The following is a 15,300-nucleotide window of genomic DNA, read 5'->3' on the forward strand; positions in this document are numbered from 1 at the left end:
CCTCTTTTCTATGTATAGCTTATTCTATAGCATACTGATAAAGGCGATGAAAAAGCAAGGAAAATGAAAAAAATGCCTTCTCACGTAAAAACGAACCATTTCCTGCGGTTCGTTTTTACTATTCTTTATCCGTTAAGCCGAATCCATTCTTTTCTGAGACGTTCCAGTTTTCTTTTGCTGAGATCGATTTGATCTTCATTCTCTTTTTGCATGGCCTCATACAGGGTTGCCAATTCATAATCAACCTCTAGTCTCCAGACAGCTACACGGTTATTTTTTTCCTCCCTGAATCCTTCCTTCACCACTTGCCTCATTGTCTTTCGCCCCTTCCAGAGATCATTTGTTAAAAAAGCATCCCATTTTTCCAATTTATTAATGATACTTCTTATATCGTATGGAAACTTATATTCGGCTGTAACAACATTCTTAAAATTGTGTGTTTACCTATTCGTTTTTTACCCCAATCCTCTCGGCTCAAACGTTCTCAATGTTTTTGCGGCCGGCGGCGGCTGTGGTAAAATATGAATACTTACGATAAGGAGGAAAAAGATGACTCAGATGCGTTTTACAAAAGAAGACTTCGATACATTTACAATAGAAGGTTTAGATCCGCGCATGGAGGTGTTAAAAGAACAAGTCCGTCCGAAGCTGACCTTGTTAGGAGAGCATTTCGCACCGACATTGTCAGCATTGACAGGAGATGAAATGTTCCCGCATGTCGCCAAGCACGCGAGAAGATCTGTCAACCCGCCGGCTGACAGCTGGGTTGCCTTTGCCAACAGCAAACGCGGGTATAAGAAACTCCCTCACTTTCAGATCGGTTTATGGGACACCCATATGTTTGTATGGTTTGCCATCATTTATGAATCTCCGATAAAAGAGGAATACGGCAGATTGCTGGAAGCGAAGCAGGAGGACATCACAAAACAGATTCCCGGTCATTTTGTATGGTCGCCGGATCATACGAAGCCAGGTGCGTACAAGCAGTCCGACATGGATCAGGAGCAGCTGAAAACATTATTTGAACGCCTGCAGACAGTGAAAAAAGCAGAGCTTTTGTGCGGCATTCAGCTGCAAAAAGAAGACGTGATCAACATGAACAACAATGAATTCCTGCAAACCATTGAAGATGCTTTTAGGAAGCTTTCCTTTTTATACACACTGACTCAGAAAGTCTCATAACATAAAAAGCGGGCCGATTGCCGGCTCGCTTTGTCTACATTTTGATAATCGCTTGATCTGATTGTTTCGCCTGTTTCACAGTCCGATACGGGGAATAGGTGCTGTCAGCTTCAAATTGGCTGCAGATTTTCTTTTCTTCCGCTTTCCCGGGAACGATTTCTTTAAAGCGGCGGTACGCATTCAGAAGTCTGTCTCGGTCAACTCCTTTTTCATAGGCGTTTTCCACCTGCTGAAAAAAAGCAATGACATCCACAGCCTCCTCTGTCGTCCAGTCCTCATTCATCGGATATTGATATTCCAAATGTCTTCACTCCTTTATAATCATGCTCAAAATAAGCATCTTCCATAGATCATAAATTGTTCTTTACTTTCTTTCAAGTTCATAATATAATTCATTTGTTTTACGTTTAAAAAACGGGTAATAAAACTGAATGTAATACAAACTAATCCGTAGGTATTATGATAAAGGTGGGAAAACAATTGCCGCAACATGAAACACCCCTGTACAGCGGACTGAAAAAGCACGCGGACAGACAGCCTGTCCAATTCCACATTCCGGGCCATAAAAAAGGCGCGGGAATGGATCCGGAATTCAGACAATTTATCGGAGAAAACGCGTTAAGCATAGATTTAATTAATATCGAACCTCTGGATGATTTACATGCGCCAAAGGGCATCATTAAAGAAGCCCAGGATCTGGCCGCGGAAGCATTCGGCGCAGACCATACCTTCTTTTCCGTTCAAGGGACGAGCGGCGCCATTATGACGATGGTCATGGCCGTATGCGGACCCGGAGATAAAATCATCATCCCGAGAAACGTTCATAAATCCATTATGTCGGCCATTGTATTTTCCGGAGCGGTTCCGATTTTTATACACCCGGAAATTGACGATGAGCTCGGAATTTCTCACGGCATTACGCTTGAGTCCGCAGAGCGGGCTTTGACGGAGCACCCTGACGCAAAAGGCCTGCTTGTCATAAATCCGACGTACTTCGGTGTGGCAGCGGACTTGAGCAGCATTGTAAAGCTCGCGCATTCTTTCGATGTGCCTGTGCTTGTCGATGAAGCGCACGGCGTGCATATTCATTTTCATGATAAGCTTCCTCTGTCCGCCATGCAGGCGGGCGCTGATATGGCAGCCACAAGCGTGCACAAATTGGGAGGCTCCCTGACGCAGAGCTCCATTTTAAATGTGAGAGAAGGTCTTGTTTCCAAAGAAAGAGTACAGTCGATTTTAAGCATGCTGACGACAACGTCAACATCCTATCTGCTTCTCGCTTCACTGGATGTCGCAAGAAAACGCCTCGCTACAGAAGGCCGCGATCTTCTTGAAGATACGATTCTGCTGGCGGATCAGACACGGGAACGCCTCAATCAAATTGAAGGCATCCGCTGTGTCGGCGAAGAAATCACAGGGTCTAAAGCTGCCTTCAGTTATGATCCGACTAAATTAATCATTTCGGTCAAAAACCTCGGCCTGACGGGTCATGACGTTGAAAAATGGCTCCGCGAATCATATAATATCGAAGTCGAGCTGTCCGATTTGTATAATATTTTATGTATTTTCACCCCCGGAGACAGAGCAGGAGATGCCGACCGTCTTGTAAGCGCGCTTACAGACATTTCAAAACAGGCTTCCGCCAATGACTATGCTCATCAGCAAACCGAAGTTCTGCTTCCTGAAATTCCTCTGTTAGCGATGACGCCAAGAGACGCGTTTTACGCAAATACGGAAGTCATTCCGTTAAAAGAATCCGCGGGACGGATCATCGCAGAGTTTGTCATGGTGTACCCGCCGGGAATTCCGATCTTTATTCCGGGTGAGATCATTACTGAAGAAAATATCAGCTACATTTTTAAAAACTTGGACGCCGGCCTTCCTGTGCAGGGTCCCGAAGATGCAACGCTTGAAATGATCAGAGTCATCAAAGAGCAAAAAGCCATCCAATAAATATAAAGAAGCCCGAAACGAAATTGTTTCGGGCCTTTTTACGCTTTTTACTCTTCTTCAAGATGACACTGGCATTGTCCGCAGCATGTTCCGTATAACGTCGTGACCTTCTCATCCTCAAAGTAATGAATCGCTTCGTTACAGTCTTGGCAAACAATTGTACCCATCTGTCATTCCCCATTTCTCAGAATTTGAAAACGCTTAATTTTTACTTGTTGTTATTATATTATTATGTCACATTTAATATGTCAACTGATAAATTGTATAACACATTTATTTTTTACGGTCTTTTTATAGCTCGAGGGTCAATCACGGTATATCCTTTATGACGCAATCCTTTTACAATGTCCGGCATGGCTTCCGCCGTCCATTTGCGGTCATGCATCAATATGTTGGCCCCGTCCCGCAGATAAGGACTGCTCAGTGTGATATCGGTAAGCGCTTTTTTGGATTGATATTTCTGATCCCAATCATACCCGAAGGTCCAGTTCATTTTCACCATACCTTCTTTTTTTATAAGTCTGTCACTGTAGTCCGTATTGCTTCCGAAAGGCGCCCTGAAAAATGCAGGTTTCTCTCCTATTACCTTTTCAACCGCTTTATTGACGCCAATGATTTCTTCCCGTTGTTTTTGTTCGGAAAGATCTTTTAAGTTTTGATGAGTCATTGTATGATTTCCGATCATAAAACCTAACTCATGAATATGCTTAAGCGCTTTCTTATTTTCATCTTTTTTCAAAAAGTGTCCGTTTACAAAAAAGATCGCTGATGCATTGAGATCATGCAGTTTGTCCGCAATCTCAGCGGCATGCTGATCAGGCGCATCATCGATCGTTACCAATGCGATCGGTTTTTTCTCTTTCTGTTCATCCATTTTTTCCACAGAAAAGGTTTTCGGATTGATATAGTAACGAGGCTCCGCCTTCTGTTTTTTCTGTTTTTCCTCTTTTGTATGGTGGTTTTCCCGTTTGGCATGATTGGCCGCGGCTTGAGAATGGGGTTTGTTTGTTTGCATTTTTTCATTTGATTGGCAGCCGGCGAGTAAGCACATACATACGACGGCTGCAGCGGCTTTATACATGACAATCCCTCCTGATATGGTTTTGCCCCCAGTATAACGAAAAAACAGCGCTCTCACGAAAAACAATGTGCCTTTTTTACACATCGGCTGCGCAAGTTGTCACACGTATTATTTCTTCATTAAAAACGGTTTCAATTATATAACAATTCAGTAACAAGCCTTAGGTTTTTCACCTCTCGTGATACACTTGATATAGTCCTTATAAATGGATGAACCAATATATTATATAAAACAGAGGAGTAAGATAGATGCGCTACCGTACGGTGATTCCCTTTTTTTTGATGCTGTTCATTCTGTCAAGCTGTTCGGTTTCTACTGTCAGTCCATTCAAAAAAAACCGGATCGACAGCATTCATCACACTCAAATCTTGTTTTTTTCCGATGAAAATCATATAGATAAAGAAGTGCCTTATTACGATGCGATCCTTGATTTAGAAAAGAAATATCCCCATCATGTCGATCAAATGAAGGTTTATGACAACAGAAAGGGATGGGAAGAGGAAATCAATACGTTCCCTGCGCTGATGGTGATCAATCATCGGCATGTGGTCATGAAGATTGAGGGATCCGTAAAGAAAAAAGAGGATATCATCAAACCTATGCAGCATGTGCTTGCACAATAAAAACAGCCCCCGCTTTTACAAACGGGGGGCTGTTTCTTTGTTACATTATTATTTTACGATATGGATCGGGCTTCCGATTGCTACTTCGGCAGCTTCCATAGTGATTTCGCCCAATGTCGGGTGAGCGTGAATTGTCATTGCGATATCTTCAGCAGTCATTCCGCCTTCGATCGCCAGGCTCAATTCAGAAATCATGTCAGAAGCGCTTGCGCCGGCAATTTGCGCACCGATTACAAGACCGTCTTCTTTACGAGTGATCAGCTTCATGAAGCCGTCAGTTTCGTTAAGAGACAGCGCACGTCCGTTTGCTGCAAACGGGAACTTAGCTGCAACGACTTCAATGCCTTCTTCTTTCGCCTGTGCTTCAGTGTAACCGACAGAAGCCAGTTCAGGCTCAGAGAATACAACCGCCGGAATACCGAGGTAATCGATTTCAGCCGGCTCTCCTGAAATAGCTTCCGCAGCGATTTTACCTTCGTAAGACGCTTTGTGAGCCAATGGAGGTCCGTCAATGATGTCACCGATTGCGTAAATGTTCGGTACGTTTGTGCGGCACTGCTTGTCTGTTTTAATGACACCGCGGTCAGTCATTTCGATACCGACTTGCTCAAGGCCGAGCTCGTCAGTGTTCGGACGGCGTCCGACAGTGATTAATACGTAATCAGCATCAACCGTTTTTTCTTCGCCTTTTACTTCGAATGTAACTGTTACGCCGTCAGGTCTTTCTTCAACGCCTTTAGCCATAGCGCTTGTATGGATTTCAACGTTGCCTTTTTTCTTCAGTCTGCGGGTAACGAGAGAACTCATTTGTTTTTCGAAGCCAGGAAGAATTTCATCTCCGCCTTCTAAAATAACCAATTCAGTTCCGAAGTTCGCATACGCTGTTCCAAGCTCAGTACCGATATATCCGCCGCCGATAACAACGAGCTTTTTCGGAATTTCTTTAAGCGCAAGTGCGCCTGTAGAGTTCAGAACGCGTTCGCTATATTTGAAGTTTGGCAATTCGATAGGGCGAGAACCGGTAGCAATGATTGCGTTTTTAAATGTGTATGTTTGTGCAGAGTTCTCATCCATTACACGGACAGAGTTGCTGTCTACGAAATAAGCTTCCCCTTTTATAACGTCCACTTTATTTCCTTTTAAAAGACCTGCAACACCGCCGGTAAGCTTATTTACAACAGAAGCTTTCCATTCTTGGACTTTTGTAAAGTCAACTGTTACGTTCTCAGCAGTGATTCCCATGTCATCTGAATGTTTTGCATTCTCGTAACGATGGCCTGCATTGATGAGCGCTTTTGAAGGAATACAGCCGACGTTCAGACAAACGCCTCCAAGAGTTGCTTTTTCAACGACTGTTACTTTTTGTCCAAGCTGAGCAGCGCGGATGGCAGCTACATAGCCGCCAGGTCCCGCACCAATCACAAGAGTATCTGTTTCAATAGGGAAATCTCCTACTACCATAACATTACGCCTCCATTAAAATAAGTTGTGGATCGTTCAGTAAACGCTTGATGTGGTTTAACGCATTTTGTGCAGTTGCTCCGTCAATCATACGGTGGTCAAAGCTGAGAGAAAGAGCTAAGACAGGAGCAGCTACAATTTCACCGTCACGGACGATCGCTTTTTCAGCAATACGGCCGATACCGAGAATCGCAACCTCTGGGTGGTTGATAACCGGTGTGAACCATTGGCCTCCGGCAGAACCGATATTTGTGATCGTGCAAGAAGCGCCTTTCATTTCCGCAGGTGCAAGCTTGCCTTCACGCGCTTTTGTAGCAAGGCTGTTGATTTCATCAGAGATTTCGAAAACGGCTTTACGGTCGGCATTTTTCACTACCGGCACAAGCAGGCCTTTTTCGGTATCCGCTGCAATTCCGATGTTGAAGTAATGTTTTTGGATCACTTCATCTGTTTTATCATCAATAGATGTGTTTAAAACAGGGAATTTTTTCAAAGCGGATGTTAATGCTTTGACGACGTAAGGCAGATAAGTCAGCTTGATGCCTTGATCAGCAGCAACTTGTTTGAACTGTTTGCGGTGAGCAACAAGATTTGTTACGTCAACTTCATCCATAAGAGTTACGTGCGGTGCAGTATGCTTAGAGTTCACCATTGCTTTCGCGATCGCTTTACGGATACCGCTCATTTTTTCGCGTGTTTCAGGGAATTCGCCTTCAGGAGCCTGAGCCGCTGCAGGTTTAGCTGTTTCCTGAGGTGCAGCTGTTTCTTGCGGTGCCGCTTCTTGAGCCGCTCCTCCATTTGCAAAGCTGTCGATATCTTCTTTTACAACACGTCCGTTATTGCCTGAACCTGTTACTTTACGGATATCCACGCCTTTTTCACGGGCATATTTGCGTACGGAAGGCATCGCGATCACGCGTTTGTTCGGATCAGCTTCCGCTTGGTCCTGCTGTCCTGCGCCGGTTTCTTTTGCAGGCTCTTTAGGAGTCTCTTCTTTAGCGATATCCTGCCCTGCTTCAGCAGACGACTGAACTTGAGCTTCAGTTTTCGCATCTCCTGAATCATGGCTTCCTTTAAATTGAAGATCTTCGTAACCAGGTGCGTCAAACGTAATAATCGTTTGTCCAACAGTTGCAACTGTTCCCTCTTCAACTTTTAATTCTAATACTTTTCCTTTAACAGGTGAAGGAATTTCTACCACTGCTTTATCATTTTGCACTTCAGCCAGAACATCGTCTTCTTCTACCTCGTCGTTCGGCTTAACAAACCATTTTACGATTTCGCCTTCGTGGATACCTTCCCCGATATCCGGAAGTTTAAATTCAAATGCCACAGTTTTCGACCTCCTAGTTGATTAAGCAAATTTTAGTTATGCATTCGCAAGCATTGAACCTAGTAAACAGACTCCTTCATATAGAGAAAAGGACTCTCTTTACCGTCTTTTATGATGCCTGATTAAAATTCAAGAACTTTTTTCGCAGTTTCAAGAACGTCTTTATGGTTTGGAAGCCATACGCTCTCAGCAAGCGAGAAAGGAAATACTGTATCAGGCGCCGCAACACGCAGAACCGGAGCTTCCAGGCTCAGAATCGCGCGGTCATTGATTTCAGCTACAACGTTGGCAGCGATGCCGGCTTGTTTTTGAGCTTCTTGCACGACAATTGCGCGGCCTGTTTTTTCAACAGAAGCAATAATCGTATCAATATCAAGCGGACTTACAGTGCGAAGGTCGATAACTTCAGCAGAAACGCCTTCTTTTTCAAGCTCTTCAGCAGCCTTAAGCGACTCATGAACCATCGCGCCGTATGTGATGATAGAAAGGTCAGTACCTTCGCGTTTCACATCAGCTTTGCCAAGCTCGATTGTGTATTCCTCCTCAGGAACTTCCTGACGGAAAGAACGGTAAAGTTTCATATGCTCTAAGAAAACAACCGGATCATTGTCTCTGATAGAGGCAATCAGCAGTCCTTTTGCATCGTAAGGAGTGGAAGGGATAACAACTTTAATACCCGGCTGCTGAGCGATAAGGCCTTCCAAACTGTCAGCGTGAAGTTCAGGTGTATGAACCCCTCCGCCGAATGGAGAACGGATTGTCACCGGAGAAGTCCAGCGTCCGCCGGAACGGTAGCGGAGACGAGCCATTTGTCCTGAGATTGAATCCATTACTTCATATACGAATCCGAAGAATTGGATTTCCATAACAGGACGGTAATCTTGCAGGCCTAAACCGAGAGCGAGACCGCCGATACCGGATTCAGCAAGCGGCGTGTCAAATACGCGGTCCTCACCGAATTCTTTTTGAAGGCCTTCAGTTGCACGGAATACGCCTCCGGCAACGCCTACATCTTCCCCGAAAAGCAGAACGTTTTCATTGTTTTTCAGTTCTGTGCGTAACGCATCAGTGATCGCTTGAATCATTGTCATTTGCGCCATGGCTTACTTCGACTCCTTCGCTTTGTAAATTTCAAGTTGTTCTTTTAAGTTGAACGTCGGCTCTTCAAACATATTCTCAATCAGCTCTGTTACTTTCGGTTTTGATTCGCCGTCAGCCTTTTTGATAGCTTGTTTGATTTCTTCTTTGGCCTGTTCAATCACTTTGTTCTCTTCTTCTTCAGACCATAGTCCTTTGTTTTCCAAGAACTTGCGGAAACGTACGAGCGGGTCTTTTTGCTCCCATTCATTTTCTATTTCTTTCGTACGGTATTTAGTCGGATCGTCACCGGACATTGTATGAGGTCCGTAACGGAATGTAAGAGTTTCGATCAGAGTCGGACCTTCACCGTTAATTGCGCGCTGGCGTGCTTCTGCGGTTGCAGCGTATACGGCAAGTGCATCCATTCCGTCTACTTGAACACCTGTAATACCGACGGCAACTGCTTTTTGGGCAATTGTCTGTGCGGATGATTGCTTTTCTACAGGAGTTGAAATCGCATAGCGGTTATTCTGAACAACGAAGATCGCTGGCGCTTTAAATGCTCCGGCAAAGTTCATTCCTTCATAGAAGTCACCTTGAGAAGCTCCGCCGTCACCAGTGTAAGTAATAGCTACCGCTTTTTTACCGCGCTTTTTAAGACCTAAAGCTACACCTGCGGTTTGAATAATTTGAGCACCGATAATAATTTGAGGTGATAAAGCATTTACTCCCTCAGGCATCTGATTACCTTTAAAATGGCCTCTTGAGAACAGGAATGCCTGATGTAAAGGAAGCCCGTGCCAAATCAGCTGAGGAACGTCACGATAACCCGGAAGGATAAAGTCGTCCTGTTCAAGCGCGAAGTGTGATGCAATTTGAGAAGCTTCCTGGCCCGCTGTCGGTGCATAGAAACCTAAACGTCCTTGACGGGAAAGAGAAATTGAACGCTGGTCTAAAATGCGGATATACACCATTCTTCTCATTAATTCCTTTAACTGATCATCTGAAAGATCAGGCATTGCGTCTTTATTTACGACTTCTCCTTCAGCATTTAAAATTTGGAACGTTTCAAACTGCTTATGAATAGCATCAAATTGTTTTTTGCTATCAACAATTGAAGTTTTTGTCTTTGCAGCCATTTTTTAAACCACCTCTTCTTTTGATTTAACAGGGTTAGGATACCGTTTAGCCATCCGTATTAAAAACAGTCTTATCATGCTCTGCAATTCTAAAATTAATCATTCAGAAATTCACATAGCGCTTAAGCAAAGATAATGACGTTTAAACTGTACTAATAAAAAAAGATTTTTTATTAGTACAATATGATCAACAACCATAGTTTACAGTAATTAAACAAAGCCGTCAATCATTTATAACCTCATTTTGAAACCGCTTATAAAACTTAAGATCATATTGCGCCAAACTGTACTATAAAAGACTTTAAACTGTATTATAAAAATGCTCTACTGTACTATAATTAAAAAAAATTACAAAGAGTAAATTAAGTTATTTAACTTAGGGGCGGGCTTTTAAAAGATGCCGCGGGATAAAAACGGGCAGTTAGCAATCGTCCCGCCTGCCGAACAGACGGGACGATGCTTTTGTCTAATTATTCAATACCCGCCCACACGATATTCAGCGGCGTCAGCACGGCATGAGGATGAAACTCGGAAATCGGAGTGAAAAATACATACGTAAAATCTTCGGCTGGATCAGAAAACATGCCGCACCAACCCATTCCAAGATGTGAGAAGGTGCCTTCTGTCATGAAATAATGGTCACCGGCCGGCCACAAATTAACGCCTAAACCAAAGCCGCCTTCCTCCCTGGGCGCTCCGAAGAAGTAAAAAGGAAGACCGGGCTTTATTTGATTTCTCAGCATGGCCTCGACTGTTTTTCTTCCAAGCAGCTTCTTATCTTTCAATCTGCCTTTATTTCTAAACATTTCAGCCAACTTCCAAATATCCCGCAACGAAGAGTACAGACCGCTTGTCGCTTTATTCGGAAAATACGGGTGATGACTTTTTTCCAGCTGTACGCACTCGTGTTCATTGATCACACAAACTTCTTCTTTTAAAGCATCAGGCACATAAAAATACGTTCTTTCTAATCCGAGCGCTTCAATAATATGCTTTGTTACATACTGTTCGTAGGATACGCCTGTTACTTTTGAAATAATGATGCCAAGTATAACAAAACCGGTTCTGGAATAGTTCCATGCTTCATCCACTCCGTACTCCAAAGGCGTACTGACCAGATAGTTTATCCATTCTTCCTCATTCGTTAAGTCAATGCCTTCAGCCTTTTGAATATCCAGCTCAAAACTTAATCCCGCCGTATGAGTCAAAAGGTGCAAAATTTTAATTTCTCCGAAACCCGGTTTATCAAACGCAGGCAAAATGAGCTTGACCGGCATTTTCAGATCGAGCAAACCTTTTTCGACGAGCTGCATGACGGCTACAGCGGTAAACACTTTTGTCAAAGAACCGATTTCTCTGATTGTATCAAGCTGAAATGTTTGCTTTTCGTTTTGTCCGCCGGTAAATTCCCCTAACGACTCAGCTGCAAAAACCTCACCTCCTCTTGACATCATATAACTCGCACATTGCAGATCTCCATTGTCTATCATCGTCTGATAATGGCTGTTAAGAGCGTTAATTTGTTTCATATCAAATGCCGGATTGCTTATTGTTTGTTTCATTGTTTTCTCCCCCTGTACTGTATGTATCGTTTTCATCCTTTACTTACCGATTTCTTGATGAATTCTGACACCGCTTTATTAAATTCTTCCGGATGTGTGATGTTCGGAAGATGCCCCGCTCCCTTAATTTTCTTTAATTCTGCATTGCTCAGCAGTTTCTGCAGCCTTTTTGTTTCTTTCTGATCAACTACGCTTTCCTTCTCACCCGTAAGGATAAGCGTTCTTGTATGAATGTCTTTTAAAAAGCCGATCGTAGAATAGCCTTCTTGTTGATGTATCTTCATAAAACGTTCAATAGAAGCATTTAAAAATTGATTACTGTATAAACTTTCATATTCATGCGATTTTCCTATAGCTATAAAATCATTTTTCAGTTTTTCCTCGACACTGCTTTCAGGGTCTTCTTCGTATTCGGTGTAACTTCCGGAAAGAATGAGTGTTTTTACTTTTTCAGGGTATTCATAGGCTATCCTCTGCCCTATCATGCCTCCCCAAGAAGCTGCCGCAATGTGGATCGGCCACGCAACCCCTATCTCGTTCAGCACTTCGATAAAAGTCTGAGCCAGCCCGCTCAGTGTAAAATCGGCGCTCCCCTCACTCAGCCCGTAACCCGGTGTGTGTATGACAATTACATTAAATTGATCTGCCCACTCTTTCATTTGTTCTTTCCACATGTAAGCAGTGGTAGCAAAACCGCAAATCAGTAAAATTGTTTCGCCCTTACCGCTCATCAATATCTCCATATGCCGGGCATTTTCTGTGTTTGCCAGAAAATGAACGGTTTCCGTTTCTTCTGTCTGGTAAAAAGCGATGAGTTTTTTTGCGGCATCGCTTTGATTGTGCTGAAGGGCTCCTTTCTTCAGTCTGCTCCAATAATGCAAATAATCGTCGAGATGACGATTGGAAGCCGTGCCGAGTATCCGGAAAGGACTTTCAGCTTCCGTAACGATTGACGAAGCATCAAAATCGGCTGCAATCGCTGAATCTCTTACCAGAGGCGGTGCTGAACGGGCGGATAACGGCTTGAAATCGTTTTGTATTTTTTCTTTTTCTCCGTATAACACGATCAGCTGGTGGCCTTGGCCGAGAAGCGAGTGTTCAAAAGCTTTGATTCCGGCAGTATTTTCTAATGGGTGAAGTCCGTACTCCCTTTTCATAATATCTTGGATGCCGGGATCAACTGACATGCCTCCGTCTTTCCAGAAAGGCCAATTTACAGCGATGGTTTTTCCTGATCTTCCCCCCGCCTTTCTCATACATTCCCTCCACTCGGCAAAATGCTCCAGAAAACGATTGGCGTAGGCATAATCGGCTTGACCCAGACTTCCGATTTCTGAGGAGATGGAAGAAAACAAAACAAAAAAGTCTAAAGGCATATCTCTGAGCGCTTCATCCAAATGAATCACACCATTGACCTTTGATTGCAGCACCGCTTGAGCTTCCGCGTCTGTTTTGTTCATAATGAGAGAGTCTTTTAACACGCCTGCACTGTAAATGACCCCGTTGATTTCGGAATAATCAGCACGAATTTTTTCCGCTAACTTGATGACCTGCTGCTTATCTGACATGTCAGCCTGGATATAAGAAATGCTTGCCCCGTCATATCGGATGCTGTCTAATTTTTCTTCCATGTCTGCTGTCATTTTCGATCGCCCGGCAATGATAACGCTGGCTCCGTGATTTGCATAAAGAAACGCTGAAATAATCCAGCCGATGCCGCTTAACCCTCCGATGATGAGATACACCCCGTTTTTTGCAAACTTTGCGGCCTTTTGTCCTGTTTGCAGCGAAGCGTCTCTATATGCTGTCACCCACCTTTTTTGATCGCCGTCATATTTCACAGCCTGATGATGTCCGGCACTTAATTCATTGAGAAGCAAAGGTGCTTTTTCAATGGTTTGTCTTGAAGAAATCTCAACCGTTTTACACTTTATATTCGGCTGCTCCGCATTCAGCGTTTTAAAAAAGCCTCCAATCGCGGCGTAAACCGGATTTGTATATTGATCCTTGTCATGTACGTACAGAATGTTGATGTTTTCTTTTGTTTTTTGACGGATCAAAGCTTTACTTAAATAAAGAATTGAATAAAAGCTGTGAGTCAGGTCTAACGCCGCTTCAGTATAAGCTTTTTTTGACAGGTAATGAATGATTGACGCCGGAAACGCTCCGGACTTTTTCATATCATCTAACAGTCTGGTGTAATGAGCAGACTGCTCCGGGTTAAATTTATAATGCTTTTCATTTACCATTTCATATTCAGCGGCGGCTTCCGCATAAATAACATTTTCACTCCCAGTGTAGTTGCGGATTTCATCACTCAATGAACTGTCGAAATCGAAAATCAAAGTATTTTCCTTAGACACTTCTCCGGACTTTAATGGCGACTCAATCCATTCTTTTTGTAAATACAAAGATTCAAGCATCGGCTTTTCAGACGGCTCTTTCGTTTGCGTTTTTTCTTTAAAAGCTGCAGCCGGTGTATTACGCACATCATATTTTTCTTCTAAATAAACCGCTAAATCATGAATATTGTTATAATCAAAAAGCAATGTCGGATACAATTGTGTATCTAATCTTTCCTCGAGCATTTTCGATATATGCAGCAGCTGTTTTGAGTCAAGACCCAGTTCGTAAAAAGATTGGTGTTTGTCCGCTTTATTTGGCGGTGTGTTTGTAACCTCTCCAATAATGGATGACAGCTCATCTGTTAATGTTTTTTGACTGTCTTGGTGCAAAACTGTATCAGAGATAGAGTCTGTAATGTCAGCTCCGTATTTCTCCTGCAGATATTCCGTCAATTCACCGATTGTGGAGTAATCAAATAATAAAGTCGGGTACAGCTTTGTATCTAACATCAGTTCTAATTTTTTGGACAAGTCTAATAATTGTTTAGAATCCAAGCCCATCTCGTAAAAGGAAATATCATTCTTCACTGTTTCAGCAGGTTTTTCAATCATGCCGGCTATCTCTTGGATCAAATTATTTCTGATCATTTCTTTATTGTTCATTGCGCTGCCGACTTCTTTAGCTTTTTGGGAATGCTCCAGCCTTTGTATTGATTTTTCATTTCTGACTCTTTTCACACCGAATCGCTCATAATAAAAAGCGAGCTCTCCATCAGGCCTGTATACTTCTATGTCCGCATATAAAATGTCTTTAGAAGGCGGCTGCGTTATACTGTTTTTATCAATATACACAAAACAAGACCCAGTTGTTTTATGCAGTGCCCGGAATGTCTCAATATATATAGGGATAAACGCATTTGTTCCTTCATCCGGCAAGTCTGATGTAAGGATTCCCAACAAGCTGAGAGACCCATCCAAAAATGCGGGATGCATGTAAAAGTCATCTGTATATTCTTTTGAAAGTCCGCTTAAACTGACCTCTCCCAGAATATAATTTTCACCTTCATATACCGTACCTTCCAATTTCATAAAATCTTTATGAATCAGGCCGCCCCTGCGCAAATTACGATAGGCGGATTCAGCATCCGAAATCCGGACGGCTCCTTTCTTTAATTCTTCGATTGAAATTGTCTTTTCGTTTATCGCATTTTTTCTTATGATTTCCGCCTGCAAGTTGACTGACGCTTCACCTTCCGCCTTTTCAGCGACCCATTTCCTGCTTGTTGTTTCAACAAGCCAGCCGTTTTCTTGTTCCGTAAACTGGAAGGTGACTTTTTTATCAAAATGGACTGACGTCGCAACAGGTTCACGGAATAAAACATGTTTGATTTCAAAACTTCGGGGGGATATCCCTTTCTCAGCTAAAAATCGTGTTATTAAATCCAGATACGTTACGCCGGGTATCGTACGCACTTGATGAAGGACATGGTCTGAAACAATATAATCGTCATGTTTGACTAATACGCTGAACCTCATGCAAC

At 43.0% G+C, this 15,300-nt stretch carries 13 protein-coding genes; 3 read left to right on the forward strand and 10 right to left on the reverse strand.

Annotated elements, in window-relative coordinates; translation table 11 throughout:
- Positions 1–125: 125 nt before the first annotated feature.
- A complete protein-coding gene (locus G9F75_RS09740) occupies positions 126–314 on the reverse strand; it encodes a hypothetical protein (protein WP_003154513.1) in 189 nt (62 codons plus the stop codon).
- A 235-nt stretch (positions 315–549) separates the two neighbouring features.
- On the opposite strand from G9F75_RS09740, the gene G9F75_RS09745 reads away from it, so the two are divergent.
- Entirely contained in the window at positions 550–1,182 is a 633-nt protein-coding gene (locus G9F75_RS09745) for a DUF1054 domain-containing protein (RefSeq protein ID WP_007409668.1), read from the forward strand.
- Positions 1,183–1,216: 34 nt separating this feature from the next.
- On the opposite strand, the gene G9F75_RS09750 is transcribed toward G9F75_RS09745, so the two are convergent.
- Complete coding sequence (locus G9F75_RS09750) at positions 1,217–1,483, reverse strand: UPF0223 family protein (protein ID WP_072177550.1); 267 nt, start codon at positions 1,481–1,483, stop codon at positions 1,217–1,219.
- A gap of 179 nt (positions 1,484–1,662) precedes the next feature.
- Between G9F75_RS09750 and G9F75_RS09755 the strand changes: the two genes are divergently transcribed.
- On the forward strand, positions 1,663–3,135 hold the full coding sequence (locus tag G9F75_RS09755) for an aminotransferase class I/II-fold pyridoxal phosphate-dependent enzyme (protein ID WP_061861433.1): 1,473 nt from the start codon (positions 1,663–1,665) through the stop codon (positions 3,133–3,135).
- A gap of 47 nt (positions 3,136–3,182) precedes the next feature.
- On the opposite strand, the gene G9F75_RS09760 is transcribed toward G9F75_RS09755, so the two are convergent.
- Entirely contained in the window at positions 3,183–3,302 is a 120-nt protein-coding gene (locus G9F75_RS09760; protein WP_003154518.1) for a GapA-binding peptide SR1P, read from the reverse strand.
- A 113-nt stretch (positions 3,303–3,415) separates the two neighbouring features.
- Positions 3,416–4,216: a polysaccharide deacetylase family protein gene (locus G9F75_RS09765; RefSeq protein WP_061862158.1), complete on the reverse strand. Its 801-nt coding sequence runs from the start codon at positions 4,214–4,216 to the stop codon at positions 3,416–3,418.
- A gap of 248 nt (positions 4,217–4,464) precedes the next feature.
- Between G9F75_RS09765 and G9F75_RS09770 the strand changes: the two genes are divergently transcribed.
- Entirely contained in the window at positions 4,465–4,839 is a 375-nt protein-coding gene (locus G9F75_RS09770) for a hypothetical protein (RefSeq protein ID WP_167409074.1), read from the forward strand.
- Between the two features lie 48 nt (positions 4,840–4,887).
- Here G9F75_RS09770 and lpdA read toward each other — a convergent pair whose 3' ends face one another.
- The 6 genes from lpdA to G9F75_RS09800 all read right to left on the reverse strand — a co-directional run bounded on the left by lpdA (position 4,888) and on the right by G9F75_RS09800 (position 15,295).
- Positions 4,888–6,300: a dihydrolipoyl dehydrogenase gene (lpdA, locus tag G9F75_RS09775; protein ID WP_007409663.1), complete on the reverse strand. Its 1,413-nt coding sequence runs from the start codon at positions 6,298–6,300 to the stop codon at positions 4,888–4,890.
- 4 nt (positions 6,301–6,304) lie between these two features.
- The gene (gene pdhC, locus G9F75_RS09780; protein ID WP_014417649.1) at positions 6,305–7,633 is read right to left on the reverse strand and encodes a pyruvate dehydrogenase complex dihydrolipoyllysine-residue acetyltransferase; all 1,329 of its coding nucleotides are present in this window, start codon (positions 7,631–7,633) and stop codon (positions 6,305–6,307) included.
- Between the two features lie 122 nt (positions 7,634–7,755).
- Positions 7,756–8,733 (reverse strand): pyruvate dehydrogenase complex E1 component subunit beta, encoded by a 978-nt coding sequence (gene pdhB / locus G9F75_RS09785; protein WP_003154528.1) that lies wholly within the window; start codon positions 8,731–8,733, stop codon positions 7,756–7,758.
- Between the two features lie 3 nt (positions 8,734–8,736).
- Complete coding sequence (gene pdhA, locus G9F75_RS09790; protein WP_007611171.1) at positions 8,737–9,852, reverse strand: pyruvate dehydrogenase (acetyl-transferring) E1 component subunit alpha; 1,116 nt, start codon at positions 9,850–9,852, stop codon at positions 8,737–8,739.
- A gap of 470 nt (positions 9,853–10,322) precedes the next feature.
- Positions 10,323–11,414, reverse strand: a complete 1,092-nt coding sequence (locus G9F75_RS09795; protein ID WP_014417648.1) for a serine hydrolase domain-containing protein — start codon at positions 11,412–11,414, stop codon at positions 10,323–10,325.
- A 32-nt stretch (positions 11,415–11,446) separates the two neighbouring features.
- Complete coding sequence (locus G9F75_RS09800) at positions 11,447–15,295, reverse strand: alpha/beta fold hydrolase (protein ID WP_167409075.1); 3,849 nt, start codon at positions 15,293–15,295, stop codon at positions 11,447–11,449.
- Positions 15,296–15,300 lie beyond the last annotated feature (5 nt).

Origin of the sequence: Bacillus sp. EKM208B, from assembly GCF_011800725.1 — a bacterium.
Lineage (GTDB): Bacteria > Bacillota > Bacilli > Bacillales > Bacillaceae > Bacillus > Bacillus velezensis.